Below are 20,786 nucleotides of genomic sequence, written 5' to 3' on the forward strand. Positions count from 1 at the left end.
AGAATAAAAAAATAGGTATTCACCCAATTGAAGCGTCGTGCATATTGTAACTTATGTAAGTAGACTGCTATAAAGGAGTGAGGGCAGTGACAGGGAAAATTTTAAATTATTATGCTGGAGGAAATACCGCGAGAGGTTTTTATAGTTTATATGAGGAAAATGTAAGGGGATTGGAAAGACTTTTCATTTTGAAAGGTGGTCCAGGGACAGGGAAATCCTCATTGATGAAAGCAATTGGGCGTGAGTGGGTTGGAAGAGGATATGATATTGAACTGTTACATTGTTCTTCTGATAATAAATCCATCGATGGTATTATTATTCCAAAATTAAAAGTAGGAATTGTAGATGGAACAGCACCACATGTCATTGAGCCAAAAACACCTGGAGTTGTGGAAGAATACGTAAACTTAGGTGTTGCTTGGGACTCAGGGAAATTACGAAAACATAAAAATGAAATTGTACGTTATATATCGGAAGCAAGCGATGCATTTCAATCAGCATATATTTGTTTCAAAGAGGCATTAGTTATACATGATGATTGGGAGAAAATTTATATTAATAATATTGATTTTCAAAAAGCGAATGAATTAACAAGCCAGCTTATACAAAAGTTATTTGCAGATAACAAAGGAAAACAAGCGGTGGTAAAGCACCGTTTCTTAGGGGCAGCAACACCAAAAGGGGCGGTTGATTTCGTTCCAAATTTAACAGAAGATATCCCGCATCGTTATTTTATAAAAGGACGCCCGGGTTCAGGAAAATCAACGATGTTAAAAAAATTAGCTGGGGCAGCGGAAGAGAAAGGATTTGAAGTTGAAGTATATCATTGCGGCTTTGATCCAAATAGCCTAGATATGATTATTGTAAGAGAATTAGGTTTTGCGATCTTTGACAGCACCGCGCCACATGAATATTTTCCAGAGCGAGAAGGTGATGAGATTATTGATATGTATGATCTCATCGTTACGCCAGGAACGGATGAAAAATATGCAACAGAAATTCGGGATGTTTCCATTCAATACAAAACAAAAATGAGTGAAGCAATGTCGTTCTTAGCGAAGGCAAAAGCAGTTCGAGATAAATTAGAACGGATTTATATTGCTGCGATGGATTTTACAAAAGTAGATATGTATAAAAATGAAATTCAGGGTGAGTTTGAGCGAATTGCAAAGCTTGTTAGCGAGCAACAAAAATGAAATGTTTATAGAGCTGCCAGGGAAGGCCTAGCAGCTTCCTTTTAAATTTAGTTATGTTACATACTATAGAGTTACTGAGATATTGATGTTAAAAGTAGAATAACACGCCAATAATAAGTAGATTATATTTGTCGAATTTCCAGGGAAATGATCAGAAAATGAGGATGATATATATGAGGGATAAAATTCAATTAGAATTACAGAGAATTGAAAAAGAGAACAATGTGAAAATTTTATTTGCTGTCGAATCTGGAAGTCGTGCATGGGGATTTCAGTCGAAAGATAGTGATTATGATGTTAGATTTGTATACATTCATTCAGTAGACTGGTATTTATCTATTAATGAAAAACGTGATGTGATTGAGTATCCAATTAGTGATGCTTTAGATATAAGCGGTTGGGATATTAGAAAAGCTCTGCAGTTATTTGCAAAATCAAATCCAGCACTATTAGAATGGATCCGTTCTCCAATCTTTTATTCTAAGAACTCTGATCTTCCAGAGCGTCTACAGAAAATGAGCGAAAATGATTTTGATCCTAAAGCAACGATGTATCACTACTTACATATGGCTTCAAAAAACTATCGTGAATTTCTACAAGGAGAGAGCGTGAAGTTGAAAAAGTACTTCTATGTATTGCGCCCTATTTTAGCTTGCAAATGGTTAGAAGAGAAAGGGACATTGCCGCCTGTAGAATTTGAACGATTCATTACTGAATTGTCGCTAGAACAAGAGCTTTTTGATGAAATTGAAGATTTACTACTAAAGAAAAAGGATGGTGTTGAGTTAGACGCTGGTCCGAAGATTATCGTATTAAATGAATTTTTAGAGAGGCAGATAAAGTATTATCAAGAGTATGTGAAAGGTATTGAAAAGGGAAAGGGCATTGAGGTTGAGAGGTTGAATGGCTTGTTTCGGGATATGTTATTTGAGAAAGAGCACCAGTAGATTGGTGCTCTGTTTGTTTTAGTTAACTTTATTCTCCATCAACCCGTTTTAACGGCTTATCTGCCGGCCCCTCAATTACATCTCCTTCAATTGAAAAGCGTGATCCATGACAAGGACAATCCCACGTACAATCACCGCTATTCCATTCTACTTCACAGCCAAGGTGTGTACAGGTCGTATCAACAATATGCAATTTTCCTTCGTTGTCTTTATAAGCGCCTGCACGTTTTCCATGTACTCTTACAACGGCACCTTCACCATTTTCAAGATCTTCTGGTTTACGCAGAGCAAATTCTAACTTGCCTTCGATCAAATGTTTTGCTACATCAAGGTTTTGAGAAACAAATGTTTTTATATCTGGATCTGCATGGAATCGTGATGGGGCAAAGAGTTCTTTATACGGGTTATCTATTTTTGTAATAGAGTCCTTTAGTAGTTGAGCTGCAGCAGTTCCTGTTGTCATCCCCCATTTTCGATAACCTGTTGCAACGAATATATTTGGATTATTTTCATTAATATGGCCGATGTAAGGTAGTTTATCTAGGGTAATTAAGTCTTGTGCTGACCATCTGTAAGGGATTGCATCTATTCCAAATGTTTCTTCTGCGAAAGAGTGCAATGCTTCATAATGAAGCATTGTATTGATTCCTTGTCCTGTTTTATGACTTTCACCCCCAACAAGAATAATTTTTTCTCCATTTACTGTTGTGTAACGTAAGGAGCGTGTAGGAGTGTCTATGCTTAAATACATGCCTCCGGGATAATCTTTTTTTGCTTTTATAGCTAGAACGTAGGAACGTTCTGCATACATTCTTGTGAAGAAAAAGCTATTTGCATCATAGAAAGGAAAATGAGAACAGGAGACGACATATCCACATGTAATACGATGGCCATCTTTTGTAATGACTTGCGGATAGAATCCTTTCTCGATATCGATTGCAGTGGTTTGCTCATAGATTGTTCCGCCTGCTTCAATAAACTGTTCAACAAGGTTCTTTAAATAATGAAGAGGATGGAACTGTGCTTGTTTTTTCATAACAAGTGCTCCCTGAACTGAGATAGGAAGTGGAATGGACTCTACATAGTCACAAGGAATATTTAGTTTTTTATAAGCTTCATATTCTTTTGTTAATTTCCGTAATCCGTCATTGCAAGTTGTATATAAGTAGGCGTCCTCTTCAGTAAAGTCACAATCAATGTTATTTGTTCGGACTGTTTCTTTTATAAATTGCAATGCTTTTTCGTTTGCCTCATAGTAGAGGCGCGCTTGATCAGCTCCAAAATGATCAATGAGCTCATCATAAATGAGATCGTGTTGTGCTGTGATTTTTGCAGTCGTATGGCCTGTCGTTCCATTTAAAATATTTCCGGAATCGATTAAAACAACTTTCATGCCCTCTTTTGCAAGTAAATAAGCAGTTGTGATGCCTGTAATTCCAGCACCAATAATTGCAACTTCTGCTTTTATATTTTCTGATAGCTTGGGGAAAATAGGGAATGAAGTAGAATCGCGCCAGTACGGTTCTGGAAATTGGGGAAATGAATTGTTTGTCATCGTATGTCCCTCCTGTTTTAAAATAATTTACTACTTATTTTTTCCAATTTATATAAAATTCATGTAGCTTATTTTCAATCTAGGAGAAGGAGATACTACTGTACAGTGAACAGAAGAAATTAAGAATAAGTTTTAAATATTTACAAAACATAAATATTATTCTAATATAATAAAAATGAGTATTCCTTTATAAGGTTATTTTAAATGACAGTCGATTCTATAAAGAATTATTGATGTTCATATATAAGCTTTTCTTGAGTGAAGCAGACTTTCTTATATGTGAAAGTATTTATATATATAATGGATAAAAGCTTATAAAACCTATGCTTTTCCTTTGGTGAAATAAAATATTATTATAAAAATATAACCACATTTTATTACTAGGTCATAAAAGTTATTGACAATATGGAAAGTCTATTGATATGATTCATCATGTGGAAAGGTTGATAAAGAGTAAAAAGAGAAATGTTTTTCATTGATAATAAAAGCGAAAATGAGTGACGATAGAGTGAGTATGATTTACTTATTATAAATGCTTTTTGTAATTAACTAGTATTATCAATCTGGAAACAAGAATTGATTTATGCAAGTTGCGTAAGCGCGGCATAAGAAAGGGGCAAAAGGATGAAGGAGCTTCATACGTTTGGATGGTATGCAGCACGTGTATCGCCGCATTTGCCAAAAAAAGCATTTAAACCAGTTCCAACTCGTTTGTTTGGTGGACTGGCTTATTTACTTGTGGCGGTAGCTGGGTTAATAGCGATTGGTTTATTCGATTTGAATGTGTGGGCAAATCTTGGAATTGCAATTGTTCTAGGGTTATGTTTTGCTTCACTTGGATTTTTAGGACATGAAATCTTGCACGGAACAGTTGTAAGAAAAGCATGGCTTCGTGATTTTTTAGGGGCAATTGCATTTATGCCATTATCTACAGGACCGAAATTGTGGAGAAAATGGCACAATGCGACGCACCATGTTCATACACAGCATGAAGAACATGACCCTGATGCGTGGCCAACACTTGAAAAGATGAAGAAGAGTAAATTTTTAAGATGGGTGTATCGTATGCCCTTGCATGTGCGTTCTTTCTTCAGTTTTCTGTCACTAACAATTCAATTTACAATACATTCAACTCGTATGTTCTTTCATTTTATAAAAGAATTTAAGTCATCGAATCAGAAGTCTGTATGGCTTCAACTTCTTTTGCCATGGACGGTTTGGATTAGTTTGCTATTTATTATGGGGCCTACGAAGTGGTTGTTTGCTTATGTGATTCCATTACTCATTGCAAACTTTATTGTAATGGGCTATATTGCAACAAATCACCGTTTAAATCCAATTGTTCCTGTAAATGATCCATTAGCTAACTGTTTATCTGTAACAGTGCCGCGCTGGGTTGATGTTTTGCATTTTAACTTCTCATATCATACGGAACATCATTTGTTCCCTGCTATGAGTTCTAAGTATTACCCATTAGTAAAAGAAAAAATTAAAGAAATGTGGCCGGAGCGTTATCATGAAATGCCGATGACGAAAGCAATGGCAGCACTTTGGAACACACCTCGCGTATATTATCAAGGCAGTGAATTAGTTGATCCTCATAGGGAACATTTCTATGGTTCTTTAGGGAATGGGTTAGACCCTGATAATATTGCATATCGTGAGGAGCATATAGAAGAACAGGAAACTATCAAAAAAGTGAATCCATGATTCTGGAATAGATTATTTAGAACCCTTTAACTATAAAAGCAAGCTACCTAAAAAGTAGCTTGCTTTTTTTAGTTTGTATTTTGATTGTTTTTTTGCATGTAATAGTAACTTTTCATTGATTCCTTTTTCAATCTAATAGATGAAAGGGTTGCTACAATTCTTCCTATAAAGAGACTGCTTTTTCTTTCTCTTTATTTACTTGTATAGAATTACTTTGTTTACGCTGAAGTTTTTTCTCTAAGAGATTTACGAGGTAAGTAAACAAAAGGACGAGTACAAGATAATAGGCACTAACAACAATGTATGTTTCAAGTTGCTTAAAGTTTCCAGCAGCTATAGATAAACCGGATCCCCAAAGCTCAGACATTCCTACGTATGCGACAAGGGAAGAATCTTTTAATCCAATGACAAATTGGTTTCCGAGCGGTGGGATTGATAATCGAAATGCTTGCGGTAAAATGATACGGCGCATAGCGAGTGGATAGGACATTCCTAAAGAACGAGCCGCTTCTAATTGGCCGCGATCGACCGATTGAATGGAGCCACGGAAAATTTCTGTAATATATGCACCGTTATGAATTGCTAAAGCAATGGCACCAGCCCAAAATGGAGACAGAACGATAATAGACGTAATGCCGAAATAAAGAATCATGATTTGAACGATTAATGGTGTGCCTCGGATAACAGCAATATATATGTGTGCAATACTATTTAAAATTTTATTATTGGAAATACGAAAAAAGGCGAATAGAAGTCCGATTAATGAACCAAGTAATAATGAAGTTAATGTTAATTGTAAAGTCATGACAATTGCTTTTAGAAATGTTGGATATGTAGATATGAAAATTTCAATCATCAACGTCACCTCAATATAGAATTTATTTTAGGAAATAGATGCAAATACCCCACGGCTGAGGTGGGGCATCGCTTATGGATTAAAAATGATTTGTTTTTTAGAAGGGTAAATCATTTTATTTTGTCTTTTCCTCTTCTCCAAGAATATTTTTTCCAAACCATTTTTTACTGATTTTTTCATATGTGCCATCTTTAATAATTTCCTCTAATGCTTTGTTTACTTTCTTCACCATCTCTTTATCATCTTTGCGAATTGCAATTCCCATTTCCTCAAGATTTAATGGTTTGCCAGCTTCTTTTATATTTGATTTTCCTTCTTTTATCATACGAAGACCAACCATTTGATCCGTAATAACAGCATCTACTCGGCCCGGTTCCAAATCCATAAGAGCTGTAATGTCACTGTCGTATTCTGTGATTTGATCTGTATGTTTTTCCACAAGTGTTTTAAATGTACTAGCTTTTACAACACCGATTTTTTTTCCTTTTAAGTCTTCTACTGAAGAAATGGAATTGTTCTTTTTAGCTACGAAAATTTGTGCACCAGAGCGATAGTATGGATTCGTAAAATTAACGGCTTTTAGGCGGTCTTCTGTAATTGCCATACTTCCTAATATGACGTCATATTTTTTTGCTTTTAGACCTTGAATCAATGTTTCCCAAGGATTTGTAACTGGAACAGGCTTCATTCCCATTTTTTTTGCGAGTGCCTCACCAATTTCGACATCAAAACCAACTAGTTTTCCGTCATTTTCTTTGAAGTTAAAAGGTTTATATAAGCCGCTCATTGCATAGCGAAACTCTTTCCCTTCATTTGTTGAAGTTTCCTTACTACAGGCTCCAAGGACGAAGGATACACATAGTGTAATTGCTGCAAAAACAGTAAGTATTTTCTTTCTCATCAAAACCCCTCCTATATATTCATCCTGCACATACGGGTTAAACAGCCGTATCTTAATTGCTATGGAAAGTTTCCATGGGTGGGGCAATTAGGCCACCCGTATGAGTTTTAATGGTTTAAGTATTCGTGGGGAGTGAAGTCCCTCTCTATAAAATGTTTCGTAAAAACTGTTTTGCTCTCTCATTTGACGGTGCTGAAAAAAATTGTTCTGGTGGTGCATCCTCTACAATTTGTCCATTATCCATAAAAATGACGCGATCTGCTACATCCCGTGCAAAGTTCATTTCATGGGTGACGATTACCATTGTCATTCCTTCACCAGCAAGCTCTTTCATAACTTGGAGTACTTCTCCAACAAGTTCAGGATCAAGAGCAGATGTAGGTTCATCAAATAGCATGATTTTAGGATTCATTGCAAGTGCGCGTGCGATCGCAACACGTTGTTTTTGTCCACCAGATAAAAGGTGAGGTGTCACGTTTGCTTTGTCTTGTAATCCAACCTTTTGTAATAGGTCGGTTCCAATTTCTTTCGCTTTTGTTTTGTCCATTTTTTTTACATGAATAGGTGCTTCTATGATGTTTTCTAATGAGGTCATATGTGGAAAGAGGTTAAAATGTTGAAATACCATTCCAACATTTTCGCGGACTTTGTTTAAGTTTGTACTTTTAGGATTAATTCGTTTCCCTTGTAAGTGAATTTCTCCTTCATCGTACATTTCTAAAAAGTTGAGACAACGAAGTAAAGTGCTTTTTCCTGAGCCGCTCGCGCCAATTAAAACAACAACTTCTTTTTCTTTTACTTCTAAATTGATCCCTTTTAAAACGTCTAATGAACCAAATGACTTTACTAGATTTTGAACTTGAATCATACCAATCCCCCAGTCAAATTTGTATTTTACAAATGTTGCCCCTTATTTTTGTTATTAGTCATAAAGTGCCAAAACCCTTTATTTTTTGCGAAAAACATTGTCTAGGGAACGTGAAATTAGGAAGATGATTCGGTTAGTAAGGTGATAAAAAGAGGCTTTGAAGAAAATAAAAAAGTGAGAGAAATTTATATTTTATTTATGGAAGGGAGGGATGCTTTGTGGGAATCGAAAAACATTACAAGGGTCATATACTGTTTTTACTTTACGTAACCTTGTAAAGTTTGTGCCATAGTAAGTGTTTTGCCAATCTGTAATATCAATATCAGGCCAATTGACATAATCACCTAATGTATAAGGTGCCATAGCATTTCGTAAATCTTTAATCCAACGTATATTTTGTTGTTCCTCATTGTCGCATTTCCAAGATGTAAGGTATTCTTGAGCAATAATTGCTTTTCGATGGAAATAAGCTGTTTCACTTGAAGCAATGTCTTCTACAGCTCCTATGAGTGATTGATGCCAAATGCTCGCTGAAGAATTTGGAGCATGACTAAGAAAATGCTTTAAAGTTTGAATTCCTTTAAGAGGAATAATTATAAACTATGAACGTTTCCGCAACATTTACCTTTATCTCTTTCGAATGGAAATTATAGCAAGATATAATAAAGTTATAATATTCGAAAGGATGTCTTTTATGAAAAAGGAGAAAAGACAACGGCTAATTAAACAATTGATAAGAGAGTGTGAAATAGATACACAAGAGAAATTAGTAGAATTGTTAGAAGAACATGGTGTAGTAGTTACACAAGCAACGATTTCACGAGATATTCGTGAATTAAATTTAATAAAGGTAACCTCTGCAAGTGGATTAACAATATATAAGATTTTTTCAGAAGACAGTTTACAAACGGATATGAAATTAAAGAAAAAAATAAAAGAAGTTGTTGTGAAAATTGATTGTGTAGAGCAATTAACAATCATTAAAACATTACCGGGAAATGCCCATGTTATTGGTGTATTATTGGATTCTTTAGATTGGAAAGAAAAAGTAGGATGTATATGTGGAAATGATACGTGCCTTGTGATTTCTCGATCACAATCGGATAGGAAGGTTCTAGAAGAAAGATTGAAATTGATTATGTAAGTGAAGATCCTATTTCTAATTTTTATTAGAAATAGGATCTTTTTTTGAAATTTTAATATGAATTAGTAAAGGGTTATTCATTATATATACGTAATATATAGCTGTTTTGCAAAATATGGAGCAAAAAACCTTATAAAAATACAAATATATATTATTTTAAAAAATAAATTGTGAAATATTCCACTTGAAAATGTTAGCGCTTTCACAAGAAGGGAAGTACGTACCGTTTATTATGTATTTGTAGACATCAAACAAATTTAAAAGGAGGTACAACAAATGAAACATCCGATACATGTTACTTCAGAAATTGGGGAATTACAAACGGTTTTATTAAAACGTCCTGGTAAAGAAGTGGAAAATTTAACGCCAGATTATTTGCAACAATTATTATTTGACGATATCCCATATTTACCAATTATTCAAAAAGAACATGATTATTTTGCACAAACATTACGCAATCGGGGTGTTGAAGTTCTTTATTTAGAAAAACTAGCAGCTGAGGCGTTAGTTGATAAAAAACTTCGTGAAGAATTTGTTGATCGTATTTTAAAAGAAGGACAGACTGACGTAAATGTTGCACATCAAACTTTAAAAGAATATTTACTTTCCTTTTCAAATGAAGAATTGATTCAGAAAATTATGGGTGGCGTGCGGAAAAACGAAATTGAAACTAGTAAAAAAACGCATCTGTATGAATTAATGGAAGATCATTATCCATTCTATTTAGATCCAATGCCAAATTTATATTTTACTCGTGATCCAGCAGCTAGTATAGGTGACGGTTTAACAATTAACAAAATGAGAGAACCGGCACGGAGACGTGAATCATTGTTTATGGAATATATCATTAAACATCATCCACGATTTGCAAGTCATGATGTGCCAGTTTGGTTAGATCGTGATTATAAATTTCCGATTGAAGGTGGCGACGAACTGATTTTAAATGAGGAAACAATTGCAATTGGGGTATCTGCTCGTACTTCAGCTAAAGCAATTGAGCGTTTAGCTAAAAACTTATTTAGTCGCCAAAATAAAATTAAAAAAGTGCTAGCAATAGAAATTCCAAAATGTCGTGCTTTTATGCACTTAGATACAGTGTTTACAATGGTCGATTATGACAAATTTACAATTCACCCAGCTATTCAAGGACCAAAAGGAAATATGAATATATATATATTAGAAAAAGGAAAGGATGAAGAAACTCTTAAAATTACCCATCGTACATCTTTAACTGAAGCTTTAAAAGAAGTATTAGGTTTAAGTGAATTAGTACTTATCCCTTGCGGAGGAGGAGATGTGATCGCTTCTGCTCGTGAACAATGGAACGATGGATCTAATACATTGGCGATTGCGCCAGGAGTAGTTGTTACATATGATCGCAACTATGTATCTAATGCTTTATTACGTGAGCATGGTATAGAAGTTATTGAAGTACTCAGCTCGGAATTATCTCGCGGTCGTGGGGGTCCACGTTGCATGAGTATGCCGATTGTTCGAAAAGATATTTAGTATAAAAAACGGAGAAAGTAGGGATGAATCATGTTGATGACTAAACCAAACTTAAAAGGAAGAAGTTTTCTTGCTGAAAAAGATTTTACGGAAGAAGAATTATTATACTTTCTAGATTTAGCAGCAGAATTAAAAGAGAAAAAGAAAAATGGTATTCCGCATCGTTATTTAGAAGGTAAAAATGTTGCACTCTTATTCGAAAAAACTTCAACTCGTACACGGTGTGCATTTACAGTAGCTTGTACAGATTTAGGTGCCAACCCTGAATACTTAGGTAAAGGTGATATTCAGCTCGGAAAAAAAGAATCTGTTGAAGATACAGCAAAAGTTTTAGGGCGTATGTTTGATGGGATTGAATTCCGTGGTTTCGATCATGCGACAGTAGAATCTTTAGCAAACAATTCTGGTGTGCCAGTATGGAATGGCTTAACAGATATGTGGCATCCAACACAAACACTTGCAGATTTATTAACAATAAGAGAGCATGTGGGACGTTTAAAAGACGTTAAGCTCGTTTATGTTGGGGACGGGCGGAACAATGTAGCAAATAGCTTATTAGTCGGCGGTGCAATTGTTGGAATGGAAGTCCGTATTTGTACACCAGAATCATTATGGCCAGCACAAGAAGTTATTGATTTAGCAAAAAAATATAATGATCGAGTAATGGTAACAAGTAATGTTCAAGAGGCTGTTGCAGATGCGGATGTAATTTATACAGATGTATGGGTATCTATGGGGGAAGAAGATAAGTTTGCTGAACGTATTGAATTATTGACGCCTTATCAAGTAAATATGCAAATGATTAAAGAAACTGGAAATGAAAATGTGGTGTTCTTACATTGTTTACCTGCATTTCATGATGCGGAAACAATGTACGGAGAAGAAATTTATGAAAAATATGGAATAAAAGAAATGGAAGTAAGTGACGAAGTCTTCCGTAGTAAGCATTCAAAAGTATTTGATCAAGCAGAAAATAGAATGCATACAATTAAAGCGGTTATGGCAGCTACTTTAGGAAATATGGAGTAAAGAAGGAAGGTAATCTTCCTTCTTTCTCCTCCTTTAGACACTATCATTCACTATTGTTGTTTTCTTCTTATTGCAATTAAAGAGAGGTGAGTGTAATGGGTGAAGAAAAGAAACTAGGACTATTTACTTTAACAGCTCTTGTCGTTGGTTCCATGATAGGCGGTGGAGCATTTAACTTAGCAAGTGATATGGCAAAAGGCGCTGGTGCGGGAGCCATTATTATCGGTTGGGTTATAACAGGGGTTGGGATGATTGCTCTTGGATTATCATTTCAAAATTTAACTGTAAAAAGACCAGATTTAGATGGTGGTATTTTTAGTTATGCAAAAGCAGGATTTGGTAATTTTATGGGATTTAATAGTGCCTGGGGATATTGGCTATCTGCTTGGCTTGGTAATGTAGCTTACGGTACATTATTATTCTCTTCATTAGGTTATTTCTTCCCAGTTTTTGAAGGTGGACAAAATGTAGCTTCGATTATTGGAGCGAGTATATTGCTATGGTGTGTTCACATGCTAATTTTACGTGGGGTACAATCAGCAGCACTTGTAAATTTAGTAACAACAATTGCAAAATTAGTGCCTGTATTTGTCTTTATTGTTGTAGGAATTTTCGCCTTCCATATTGATATTTTCTTAGATGGTTTTTGGGGACAAGCTGGTTCCTTTTCTTGGGGAGCAGTAGGTAGTCAAGTTAAGAGCACAATGCTTGTAACTCTTTGGGTATTTATTGGTGTAGAAGGGGCTGTTGTCTTATCAAGTCGTGCGAAAAGCCGAAGCGATGTGGGGAAAGCAACAGTCATCGGATTAATTGGTACACTCATCATTTATATCCTACTTACATTACTATCTCTTGGTCTTATGCAACAAGCTGATGTTGCTAATTTGAAAAATCCGTCTATGGCGTATTTATTTGAAAGCGTTGTCGGAAAATGGGGCGCTATTTTTATTAACTTAGGTTTAGTCATTTCTGTATTAGGTGCTTGGTTAGGATGGACGCTACTCGCATCTGAAATTCCATATTTAGCTGCTAAAGACGGAGTGTTTCCAAAGTGGTTTGCGAAAGAAAACAAAAACAAAGCTCCTATAAATTCATTATGGATAACAAATGGTTTAATTCAAATTTTTTTATTAACATTTGTTGTTTCAGATCAAGCATATCATTTTGCATTTTCTCTCGCGTCCTCTGCTATTTTAATTCCGTATGCTTTTTCAGCATTCTATCAATTTAAGCACAGTTTACAATCTAAAGAAAAAGATCGAACAAAAAATATAATCATTGGTTTGGTAGCAAGTATTTATGGAATTTGGTTAGTGTATGCAGCTGGCTTAGATTACTTATTACTAACAATGACATTATATGCACCTGGTATTTTCATCTTTTACAATGTTCAAAAGCAAACGAATCCAAAACAAATATTTACTCGTGTGGAACTGGCATCCTCTGTAGCTATTGGTGCCTTAGCATTTTTCGCGATTTATGGATTAATTACAGGGAGTATCACTTTATAAAATTTTGTGAAACTGAATTAATTGGAGGGTTGAAATATGACACGAAGAAAAATCGTAGTTGCACTAGGGGGAAATGCTATACAATCTGGAAATGCTACTGCCGAGGCGCAGCAAGAAGCATTAGAAAGAACAGCAGAACAACTTGTTAAAATTATGGAAAATAACATTGATATTGTTATTGCACATGGAAATGGCCCGCAAGTAGGTAATATTTTATTGCAACAAAAAGCAGCAGATACGGAAAAAACACCGGCAATGCCGTTAGATACTTGTGGTGCAATGAGCCAAGGGATGATCGGATATTGGATGGAAAATGCAATTGAGAAGGCTTTGAAAAAGCGTAAAATAAAAAAAGAAGTAGCCACGGTTATAACACGTGTTGTCGTGGATGAAAAGGATGAGGCATTCCGAAATCCAACAAAACCAATTGGGCCTTTCTATACAGAAGAAGAAGCAAGAAAGTTAATGGAAGAAACAAAAGCTGTATTTAAAGAGGATGCAGGAAGAGGATGGAGACGCGTTGTTCCATCACCAAAGCCTGTGAGCATTCACGAGCATAAAGTAATCAATTCATTAGTTGAAGGTGGAAATATAGTCATTGCTGTTGGAGGTGGAGGAATCCCCGTTATTGAGTCTGAGGAAGGGTTAAAAGGTACTGAAGCTGTCATTGATAAGGACTTTGCAGCTCAAAAGTTAGCAGAACTAGTAGATGCTGATACACTTGTGATTTTAACGGCAGTTGATTATGTTTATGTGCATTTTAATCAGCCTAATCAAAAGAGATTAGAGGCTGTTACAGTCGATGAATTAGAAGGGTATATACAGGAGAAACAATTTGCAGCAGGTAGTATGCTTCCAAAAATTGAAGCTGCTATTAGTTTTGCAAATGCAGATCCAAAGCGAAAAACAATTATTACTTCATTAGAAAAAGTATATGAAGCGTTAGAAGAAAAAGCTGGTACGATTATTTCTAAGCAGGACGTATATGCTTGTGTATAAACATAGCTCTTCTATTACTAGTAATTTCAAAAAGAATGAGGTAGCAACTTCATTCTTTTTTGTTTGTTAATTTTTGGATAAAACGTTCATAAAGTATTCATGATAAACAAAAGCTGTGTAAGTTAAGTGTGATAAAATAAAATTGAATACGCTTTCTCGATGTTTCACTCCGATATATAGCAAGAGAGAAGGAATTTTATGAACAGACGGAACGTAGTTAAAGACTTGAAGCAGTTTGAATTATTTTCTCATGTAACAGATACAAAATTAAAAAGCCTATCAGAGTTTGTTTATTGGCGAACTTATAAGAAAGGTCAGTTTTTATTTTTAGAAGGTGATTCAAGAGAAAGAATTTATTTTATGCTAGATGGTTTTGTAAAGTTAGAGCGAATAAATCAAAACGGGAATTTATTATATGAAGACTATGTAAAGCGACTTTCTATTTTCCCTTATGGTGGTATGTTTACAGACAATGCATATAATTATACAGCGGAAGCAATGACAGATGTGGATGTTTACTATATTCCTACAGTGATTTTTGAAGATATGGTAAAAGCAAGTCGGACACAGCTAATGTACGTTGTTCAGCAGTTATCCTCTATATTAAAAATTAACGAAAATCGGGTGCAAAATATTACAATCCCAAATGCACAAGATCGTGTTATCCAGACATTAAATTATTTAATGAATGATTTAGGAGAACAAGATGGTGAGGAAATTGTAATCGCATGTCCACTTACAACAATTGAAATTTCAAAGATATCTGGAACATCTCGAGAGACTGTTAGCGGTGTATTAAAACAATTAAAAAATGATAGTATTGTTACGGTTCTAGGTAAAAAAATTACTATACATAATCCAACGTACTTTGAGGAAATTTCGATGTGAAAACTTCATATTGTATATTAATAAAGTTCTTTATATATTTATAAGGAACTTTTTTATGTTATTCCCTATAAAAAGATTGTATATTCCGATAATGTTAGCTAAAATCGATAATAAAAAACAAAGGAGAAGGGAGAAAGAATGATTCGGATTGAATATGATCGATTAGTAGCCATTTTTTACAGTGTCGGAGTATTACTATTAATAAAAATGCCAAATGATAATGAATTAATTGGAGAAAAATTATTTCACGCATACGGGATTCCAGTAGATACATATATTTATATGGAGTATAAGATTTCGAATATCTGGATTTGTTCTTTTACATTACAAGCAATTTCTTTTCTATTTCTTATAAAGTGGTTAGAAAAGAAGGATTCTAATTGGTTAAAAAAGCTAAATAACATAAAAGTAGTGTGTATGAGTGTCTTGATTATCATAATGCCATTTACTTTAAATGAAATACTTCAAACTCTTGATAAAACATGGCATTACACAGGGAAAAAAGGACTAGAGGCAATTGAATACAAAAAAGAGGATAGCCAATGTACGATGGAGAAAAAGGGAGATAATTTTGAACAAAATTGCGTCGTCACTTTAAAAAATTATCGCAATCATTCACAAGCATTACAACTTGTTTTATATCAAGATGCAAATCAAAAATTAAAGAGTTATCAGGTACCAACACCTATTTACTTACAGCGACATGAAACAAAGCAATTTGAGTTTCAAGTTCCAGTTGTTTATGATGACGTCGTAGTGAAAAATAAAGCACCAAATATTAAATTGCGGTCATTAAATGAAAATCATAAGACAAATAATTAGTTTATGAAAATGAGGTTTGTTATTAGGAGAAAGAATTAGAAATGAAAAAGAAAAGTAAACTTTAGTCATCCAAAATGTTGCGAATAATCGGGCATAAATTGGATGACTTTTTATTTGTAATTAAGACCCACACATCAGAATTCAGGGAACCAACTGTCCGTAAAAGCCCGATTGGTGAGGGCTAATAATCAGTGGGGGATGAAGAATCCCCCACTGATTAAAGTTTCACTTTATTAATGATAAAGGGGAGTGAGAAATTCCCACCAAGTATGTACACCATAAAAATATGTAAGGTTAATGAAATGGAGTATTGTTTCTTAAAGAAAAGTAGATATTTAGTAATAAGATGAAATTTCTCATTGCAAACTCTCTATATTTTGTTATGATAGTGTTACGAAAACGTTTGCATAAATTTTTAAGATGGATGCAAAAGGAGAGAATTATTATGAATAAAACATGGTGGAAAGAAGCTGTCGCTTATCAAATTTATCCACGTAGCTTTATGGATTCCAATGGTGATGGTATTGGAGATTTACAAGGTATTATTACAAAACTTGATTATTTAAAGGATTTAGGTATCGATGTAATTTGGATTTGTCCAATGTATAAATCACCGAATGATGATAATGGTTATGATATTAGTGACTATCAAGACATTATGGATGAATTTGGTACAATGGCTGATTTTGATGAATTACTAGATGAAGTGCATAAACGTGGTATGAAGCTCATTATTGATTTAGTTATTAATCACACGAGTGATGAACATCCTTGGTTTATTGAATCGCGTTCGTCTAAAGATAATCCAAAACGTGATTGGTATATTTGGCGCGATGGTAAGGATGGAGAAGAGCCAAATAATTGGGAAAGTATCTTTAGCGGTTCTGCTTGGGAATATGATGAAGTAACAGATCAATATTTCTTACACATATTCTCACGTAAACAACCAGATTTAAACTGGGAGAATGCACAGGTCCGTGAAGTTTTATATGATACTGTAAACTGGTGGCTAGATAAAGGAATTGATGGTTTCCGTGTAGATGCAATCAGTCATATCAAAAAAGAAGAAGGCCTAAAAGACATGCCAAATCCAAAAGGGTTAAAGTATGTGCCTTCTTTTGATAAACATATGAATGTAAATGGAATTCAGCCACTTTTAGAAGAGTTGAAGGAGAATACATTTTCAAAATACGATATTATGACTGTTGGGGAAGCCAATGGTGTCAAAGTTGAAGATGCTGATCTTTGGGTTGGAGAAGAAAACGGTAAATTTAATATGGTATTTCAGTTTGAGCATTTAAGTTTATGGGATGCAGAAAAGAAAAAGGAACTTGATGTTGTGGAACTGAAAAAGGTGTTAACGAAGTGGCAAAAAGGTTTAGAAAATAAGGGATGGAATGCGTTGTATATTGAAAATCATGATAAACCACGGATTGTTTCTACGTGGGGAGATGATAAACAGTATTGGCGTGAAAGTGCAACAGCTTTAGGAGCAATGTACTTCTTTATGCACGGAACACCGTTTATTTATCAAGGACAAGAAATTGGTATGACAAATGTTCAATTCCAAAATATTGAAGATTATGATGACGTAGCAATTAAGAATTTATATCGCGAGAAAATTGCAGAAGGCGTATCACATCAAGAAATGATGGAAATTATTTGGGCATCTTGTCGTGATAATTCACGTACACCAATGCAATGGAATGATGAAGAAAACGCTGGTTTTACAACAGGGAAACCGTGGTTTGGAATGAATCCAAATTATAAAGAAATTAATGTTCAAAAGCAGCAAGTAGAGACTAGTTCTATTTTTAATTTCTATAAAAAGATGATTGCACTAAAAAAAGAGCATGATGTATTTAATTATGGCACATATGATTTGATTTTAGAGAATGATCCGCAGGTTTATGCGTATACGCGTACGTTAAATGATGCAAAAGTTGTTGTGATTAGTAATATATCTAAAGAAAATGCTGTGTATAATGAGGATACATTCTCTTTAGAACGCAAACGTTTGCTTTTAAATAACTATGAAGTAGCGGAACATAATAAATGTACTACAATTACTTTAAAACCTTATGAAACAAGGGTTTATCGTATTTCTTAATAAAAAAAGATGCTCTCGTAGCATCTTTTTTTATGAAAAATAATAAATTTATATTGCAATATGAAAACGCTTTTATTAAAATAGATTTATGAAAACGTTTGCGTTAAAAAGGTATCGTTTTCGTAGGTAAAAAGAAATTATTATCTATATTATTAGGGATTTTATAAATAAAGAGGAGGAAAAAACAGATGAAAATTACGTCTTTTGATTTTTGGCAGAAGTTCGGGAAAGCATTGCTAGTTGTTGTAGCTGTTATGCCAGCTGCTGGCTTAATGATTTCCATCGGTAAGCTAATTGGTATGTCTGCTGGGGATGTAAATGCAGTACATACAATTGCTAGAGTAATGGAAGACATCGGTTGGGCAATTATTACAAACTTGCATATTTTATTTGCAGTAGCAATTGGGGGGTCTTGGGCGAAAGACCGGGCAGGTGGTGCATTCGCAGCACTGTTAGCATTCGTCTTAACGAACCGAATTACGGGAGCTATATTTGGTGTTAACGCTGAAATGTTAACGGATTCAAAAGCGAAAGTTTCTTCATTATTAGCAGGAGATTTACTTGTAAAGGATTATTTCACTTCTGTACTTGGTGCACCAGCATTGAACATGGGAGTATTCGTAGGGATTATTACAGGGTTCTTAGGAGCTACCTTATATAATAAATACTATAACTATAATAAATTACCACAAGCATTAGCGTTCTTTAACGGAAAACGCTTTGTACCGTTCGTTGTAATTGTATGGTCTACAGTTACTGCGATTGCTTTATCACTTTTATGGCCATTTATCCAAAGCGGATTAAATGAGTTTGGTCGCTGGATCGCAGCATCTAAAGATAGTGCACCAATTGTTGCACCATTTGTATACGGGACATTAGAGCGTTTACTATTACCGTTCGGATTACATCATATGTTAACGATTCCTATGAACTATACGGAGCTTGGTGGAACATATACGATGTTAACTGGAGCAAAAGTTGGTCAGGTTGTTGCGGGACAAGATCCATTATGGCTTGCATGGATTACTGATTTAAATAACTTGTTAGCAAAAGGGGATACAAAAGCATATAACGATTTATTAAATAATGTTGTTCCAGCTCGTTTCAAAGTTGGGCAAGTTATTGGTTCAACTGCATCATTAATTGGTATTGCATTTGCGATGTTCCGTAATGTCGATAAAGATAAACGTGCAAAATATAAACCAATGTTCTTATCTGCAGCATTAGCAGTATTTTTAACAGGTGTAACGGAACCAATTGAATTCATGTTCATGTTTATTGCACCAGTATTATATATTGTATACGCGATTACAACAGGACTTGCATTTGCATTAGCGGATTTAATTAACTTACGTGTTCATGCATTTGGATTTATTGAGTTAATTACACGTACACCAATGATGATAAATGCGGGGTTAACAAGAGATTTAATTAACTTTGTTGTTGTGTCAGCGGTATTCTTCGGTTTAAACTTTACATTATTCAATTTCTTAATTAAAAAATTCAATTTACCAACGCCAGGTCGTGCAGGGAACTATATTGATAATGAAGATGAATCAGAAGAAGGCACAACGAATGTAAAAGAGGGTTCATTAGCAACAAAGGTTATTGAACTTTTAGGTGGAAAAGATAATATTGCGGATGTAGATGCTTGTATGACACGTTTACGTGTAACAGTGAAAAATTTAGAAGCTGTTGCACCAGAAGCACAGTGGAAGCAAAACGGTGCTTTAGGTCTCATTGTAAAAGACAAAGGTGTTCAAGCAGTATATGGTCCGAAAGCTGATGTGTTGAAATCAGACATCCAAGATATGTTAGGTGCATAATAAATGAAATTACTCACTTTAAACTGCCACTCTTGGCAAGAAGAGAATCAAATAGAAAAAATAAGACATCTTGCTAAAACGATTCAAGAGGAAGGTTACGATGTTATTGCCTTGCAAGAGGTTAGTCAGTCTATAAAAGCTCAAAATGTATGCGGTAATAAGAAAAAGGATAACTTTGGCCTTGTATTACTTGCAGAGCTTGAGAAGTTGGGTTCAGGAAATTACAATATTGTTTGGGATTACTCGCATATTGGTTATGACATATATGAAGAAGGTTCAGCTATCATAACGAAACATCCTATTGTGAAACAAGATTCTTTCTTTGTATCAGAAAGTAAGGATACTTCTTATTGGAAAGCACGTAAAATTGTAAGTGCAACAGTTTCTTATAAAGGAAAGAATATGACGTTTTATTCATGTCACCTTGGGTGGTGGAATGATGAGGAAGAAACGTTTCAAGGCCAAGTGAATTGTTTAACGCAGCATGTGAATGAAAACGAACTTTCAATTTTAATGGGCGATTTTAATAATAATGCCCGTTTACAAGGAGAAGGATACGATTATCTCATGCAAAAAGGGCTTTATGACACATATGAACTAGCTTTTAAAAAAGATGAAGGAACAACTGTACAAGGAAAAATTGCTGGTTGGGATGAAAATAAGCAAAATTTACGAATTGATCTTATTTTAAGTAACAAACCAAAAACAGTTATTTCTTCAAAGGTCATTTTCAATGGTATAAATCGAAATATTATTTCAGATCATTTCGGAGTAGAAGTTCAATTAGATATATAATAATAGAAGAAATCCTCATAGCAATGTAAGCGCTATGAGGATTTTTTTTGTGAATACAAGTATTTCCAAGATAAAATACTTGTATTTTTTATGACATTTCCTATATATTTGTTATTACTG

General features: G+C 34.5%; 17 protein-coding genes and 1 pseudogene. 13 read left to right on the top strand and 5 right to left on the bottom strand.

The window, feature by feature from the left end:
- The first annotated feature begins 86 nt into the window (after positions 1–86).
- Both JDS96_RS02515 and JDS96_RS02520 read left to right on the top strand, forming a co-directional pair.
- On the top strand, positions 87–1,196 hold the full coding sequence (locus JDS96_RS02515; protein WP_003205635.1) for a PRK06851 family protein: 1,110 nt from the start codon (positions 87–89) through the stop codon (positions 1,194–1,196).
- Between the two features lie 173 nt (positions 1,197–1,369).
- Positions 1,370–2,143: a nucleotidyltransferase domain-containing protein gene (locus JDS96_RS02520; protein ID WP_199665887.1), complete on the top strand. Its 774-nt coding sequence runs from the start codon at positions 1,370–1,372 to the stop codon at positions 2,141–2,143.
- A 28-nt stretch (positions 2,144–2,171) separates the two neighbouring features.
- Here the strand turns inward: JDS96_RS02520 and JDS96_RS02525 are convergent, their stop codons facing one another.
- Positions 2,172–3,698, bottom strand: coding sequence for an FAD-dependent oxidoreductase (locus JDS96_RS02525; protein ID WP_003194721.1), 1,527 nt, complete (start codon positions 3,696–3,698; stop codon positions 2,172–2,174).
- Between the two features lie 624 nt (positions 3,699–4,322).
- Here JDS96_RS02525 and desB point away from each other — a divergent pair.
- Positions 4,323–5,408, top strand: a complete 1,086-nt coding sequence (gene desB, locus JDS96_RS02530) for a Delta(10) desaturase DesB (RefSeq protein ID WP_003194723.1) — start codon at positions 4,323–4,325, stop codon at positions 5,406–5,408.
- Between the two features lie 163 nt (positions 5,409–5,571).
- Here the strand turns inward: desB and JDS96_RS02535 are convergent, their stop codons facing one another.
- The 4 genes and pseudogenes from JDS96_RS02535 to JDS96_RS02550 form a co-directional block, all read right to left on the bottom strand.
- The gene (locus JDS96_RS02535; protein WP_003194725.1) at positions 5,572–6,264 is read right to left on the bottom strand and encodes an amino acid ABC transporter permease; all 693 of its coding nucleotides are present in this window, start codon (positions 6,262–6,264) and stop codon (positions 5,572–5,574) included.
- 115 nt (positions 6,265–6,379) lie between these two features.
- Positions 6,380–7,165 (bottom strand): ABC transporter substrate-binding protein, encoded by a 786-nt coding sequence (locus tag JDS96_RS02540; RefSeq protein WP_018766523.1) that lies wholly within the window; start codon positions 7,163–7,165, stop codon positions 6,380–6,382.
- Positions 7,166–7,310: 145 nt separating this feature from the next.
- Positions 7,311–8,033 (bottom strand): amino acid ABC transporter ATP-binding protein, encoded by a 723-nt coding sequence (locus tag JDS96_RS02545; protein WP_003194731.1) that lies wholly within the window; start codon positions 8,031–8,033, stop codon positions 7,311–7,313.
- 192 nt (positions 8,034–8,225) lie between these two features.
- Positions 8,226–8,624 (bottom strand): annotated as a pseudogene (locus JDS96_RS02550) (BBE domain-containing protein); the annotation flags it as partial.
- 103 nt (positions 8,625–8,727) lie between these two features.
- On the opposite strand from JDS96_RS02550, the gene argR reads away from it, so the two are divergent.
- The 10 genes from argR (at position 8,728) to JDS96_RS02600 (ending at position 20,666) form a co-directional block, all read left to right on the top strand.
- Positions 8,728–9,177: an arginine repressor gene (gene argR, locus JDS96_RS02555; protein ID WP_018766526.1), complete on the top strand. Its 450-nt coding sequence runs from the start codon at positions 8,728–8,730 to the stop codon at positions 9,175–9,177.
- Between the two features lie 276 nt (positions 9,178–9,453).
- Positions 9,454–10,686 (top strand): arginine deiminase, encoded by a 1,233-nt coding sequence (gene arcA, locus JDS96_RS02560; protein WP_003194737.1) that lies wholly within the window; start codon positions 9,454–9,456, stop codon positions 10,684–10,686.
- Positions 10,687–10,716: 30 nt separating this feature from the next.
- On the top strand, positions 10,717–11,715 hold the full coding sequence (gene argF, locus JDS96_RS02565) for an ornithine carbamoyltransferase (protein ID WP_003205627.1): 999 nt from the start codon (positions 10,717–10,719) through the stop codon (positions 11,713–11,715).
- A gap of 95 nt (positions 11,716–11,810) precedes the next feature.
- Positions 11,811–13,226: an arginine-ornithine antiporter gene (arcD, locus tag JDS96_RS02570; RefSeq protein WP_033798007.1), complete on the top strand. Its 1,416-nt coding sequence runs from the start codon at positions 11,811–11,813 to the stop codon at positions 13,224–13,226.
- A 36-nt stretch (positions 13,227–13,262) separates the two neighbouring features.
- The gene (gene arcC, locus JDS96_RS02575) at positions 13,263–14,225 is read left to right on the top strand and encodes a carbamate kinase (RefSeq protein WP_003205622.1); all 963 of its coding nucleotides are present in this window, start codon (positions 13,263–13,265) and stop codon (positions 14,223–14,225) included.
- Between the two features lie 198 nt (positions 14,226–14,423).
- Positions 14,424–15,113 (top strand): Crp/Fnr family transcriptional regulator, encoded by a 690-nt coding sequence (locus JDS96_RS02580; RefSeq protein ID WP_199665888.1) that lies wholly within the window; start codon positions 14,424–14,426, stop codon positions 15,111–15,113.
- Positions 15,114–15,251: 138 nt separating this feature from the next.
- A complete protein-coding gene (locus JDS96_RS02585; protein ID WP_199665889.1) occupies positions 15,252–15,935 on the top strand; it encodes an ABC transporter permease in 684 nt (227 codons plus the stop codon).
- 445 nt (positions 15,936–16,380) lie between these two features.
- A complete protein-coding gene (locus JDS96_RS02590; RefSeq protein WP_098148630.1) occupies positions 16,381–18,045 on the top strand; it encodes a glycoside hydrolase family 13 protein in 1,665 nt (554 codons plus the stop codon).
- A 188-nt stretch (positions 18,046–18,233) separates the two neighbouring features.
- On the top strand, positions 18,234–19,871 hold the full coding sequence (locus tag JDS96_RS02595) for a PTS transporter subunit IIBC (RefSeq protein WP_003194749.1): 1,638 nt from the start codon (positions 18,234–18,236) through the stop codon (positions 19,869–19,871).
- Between the two features lie 3 nt (positions 19,872–19,874).
- A complete protein-coding gene (locus tag JDS96_RS02600) occupies positions 19,875–20,666 on the top strand; it encodes an endonuclease/exonuclease/phosphatase family protein (RefSeq protein WP_199665890.1) in 792 nt (263 codons plus the stop codon).
- Positions 20,667–20,786: the final 120 nt, after the last annotated feature.

Origin of the sequence: Bacillus cereus group sp. N21 (assembly GCF_016483395.1) — a bacterium.
Lineage (GTDB): Bacteria > Bacillota > Bacilli > Bacillales > Bacillaceae_G > Bacillus_A > Bacillus_A pseudomycoides.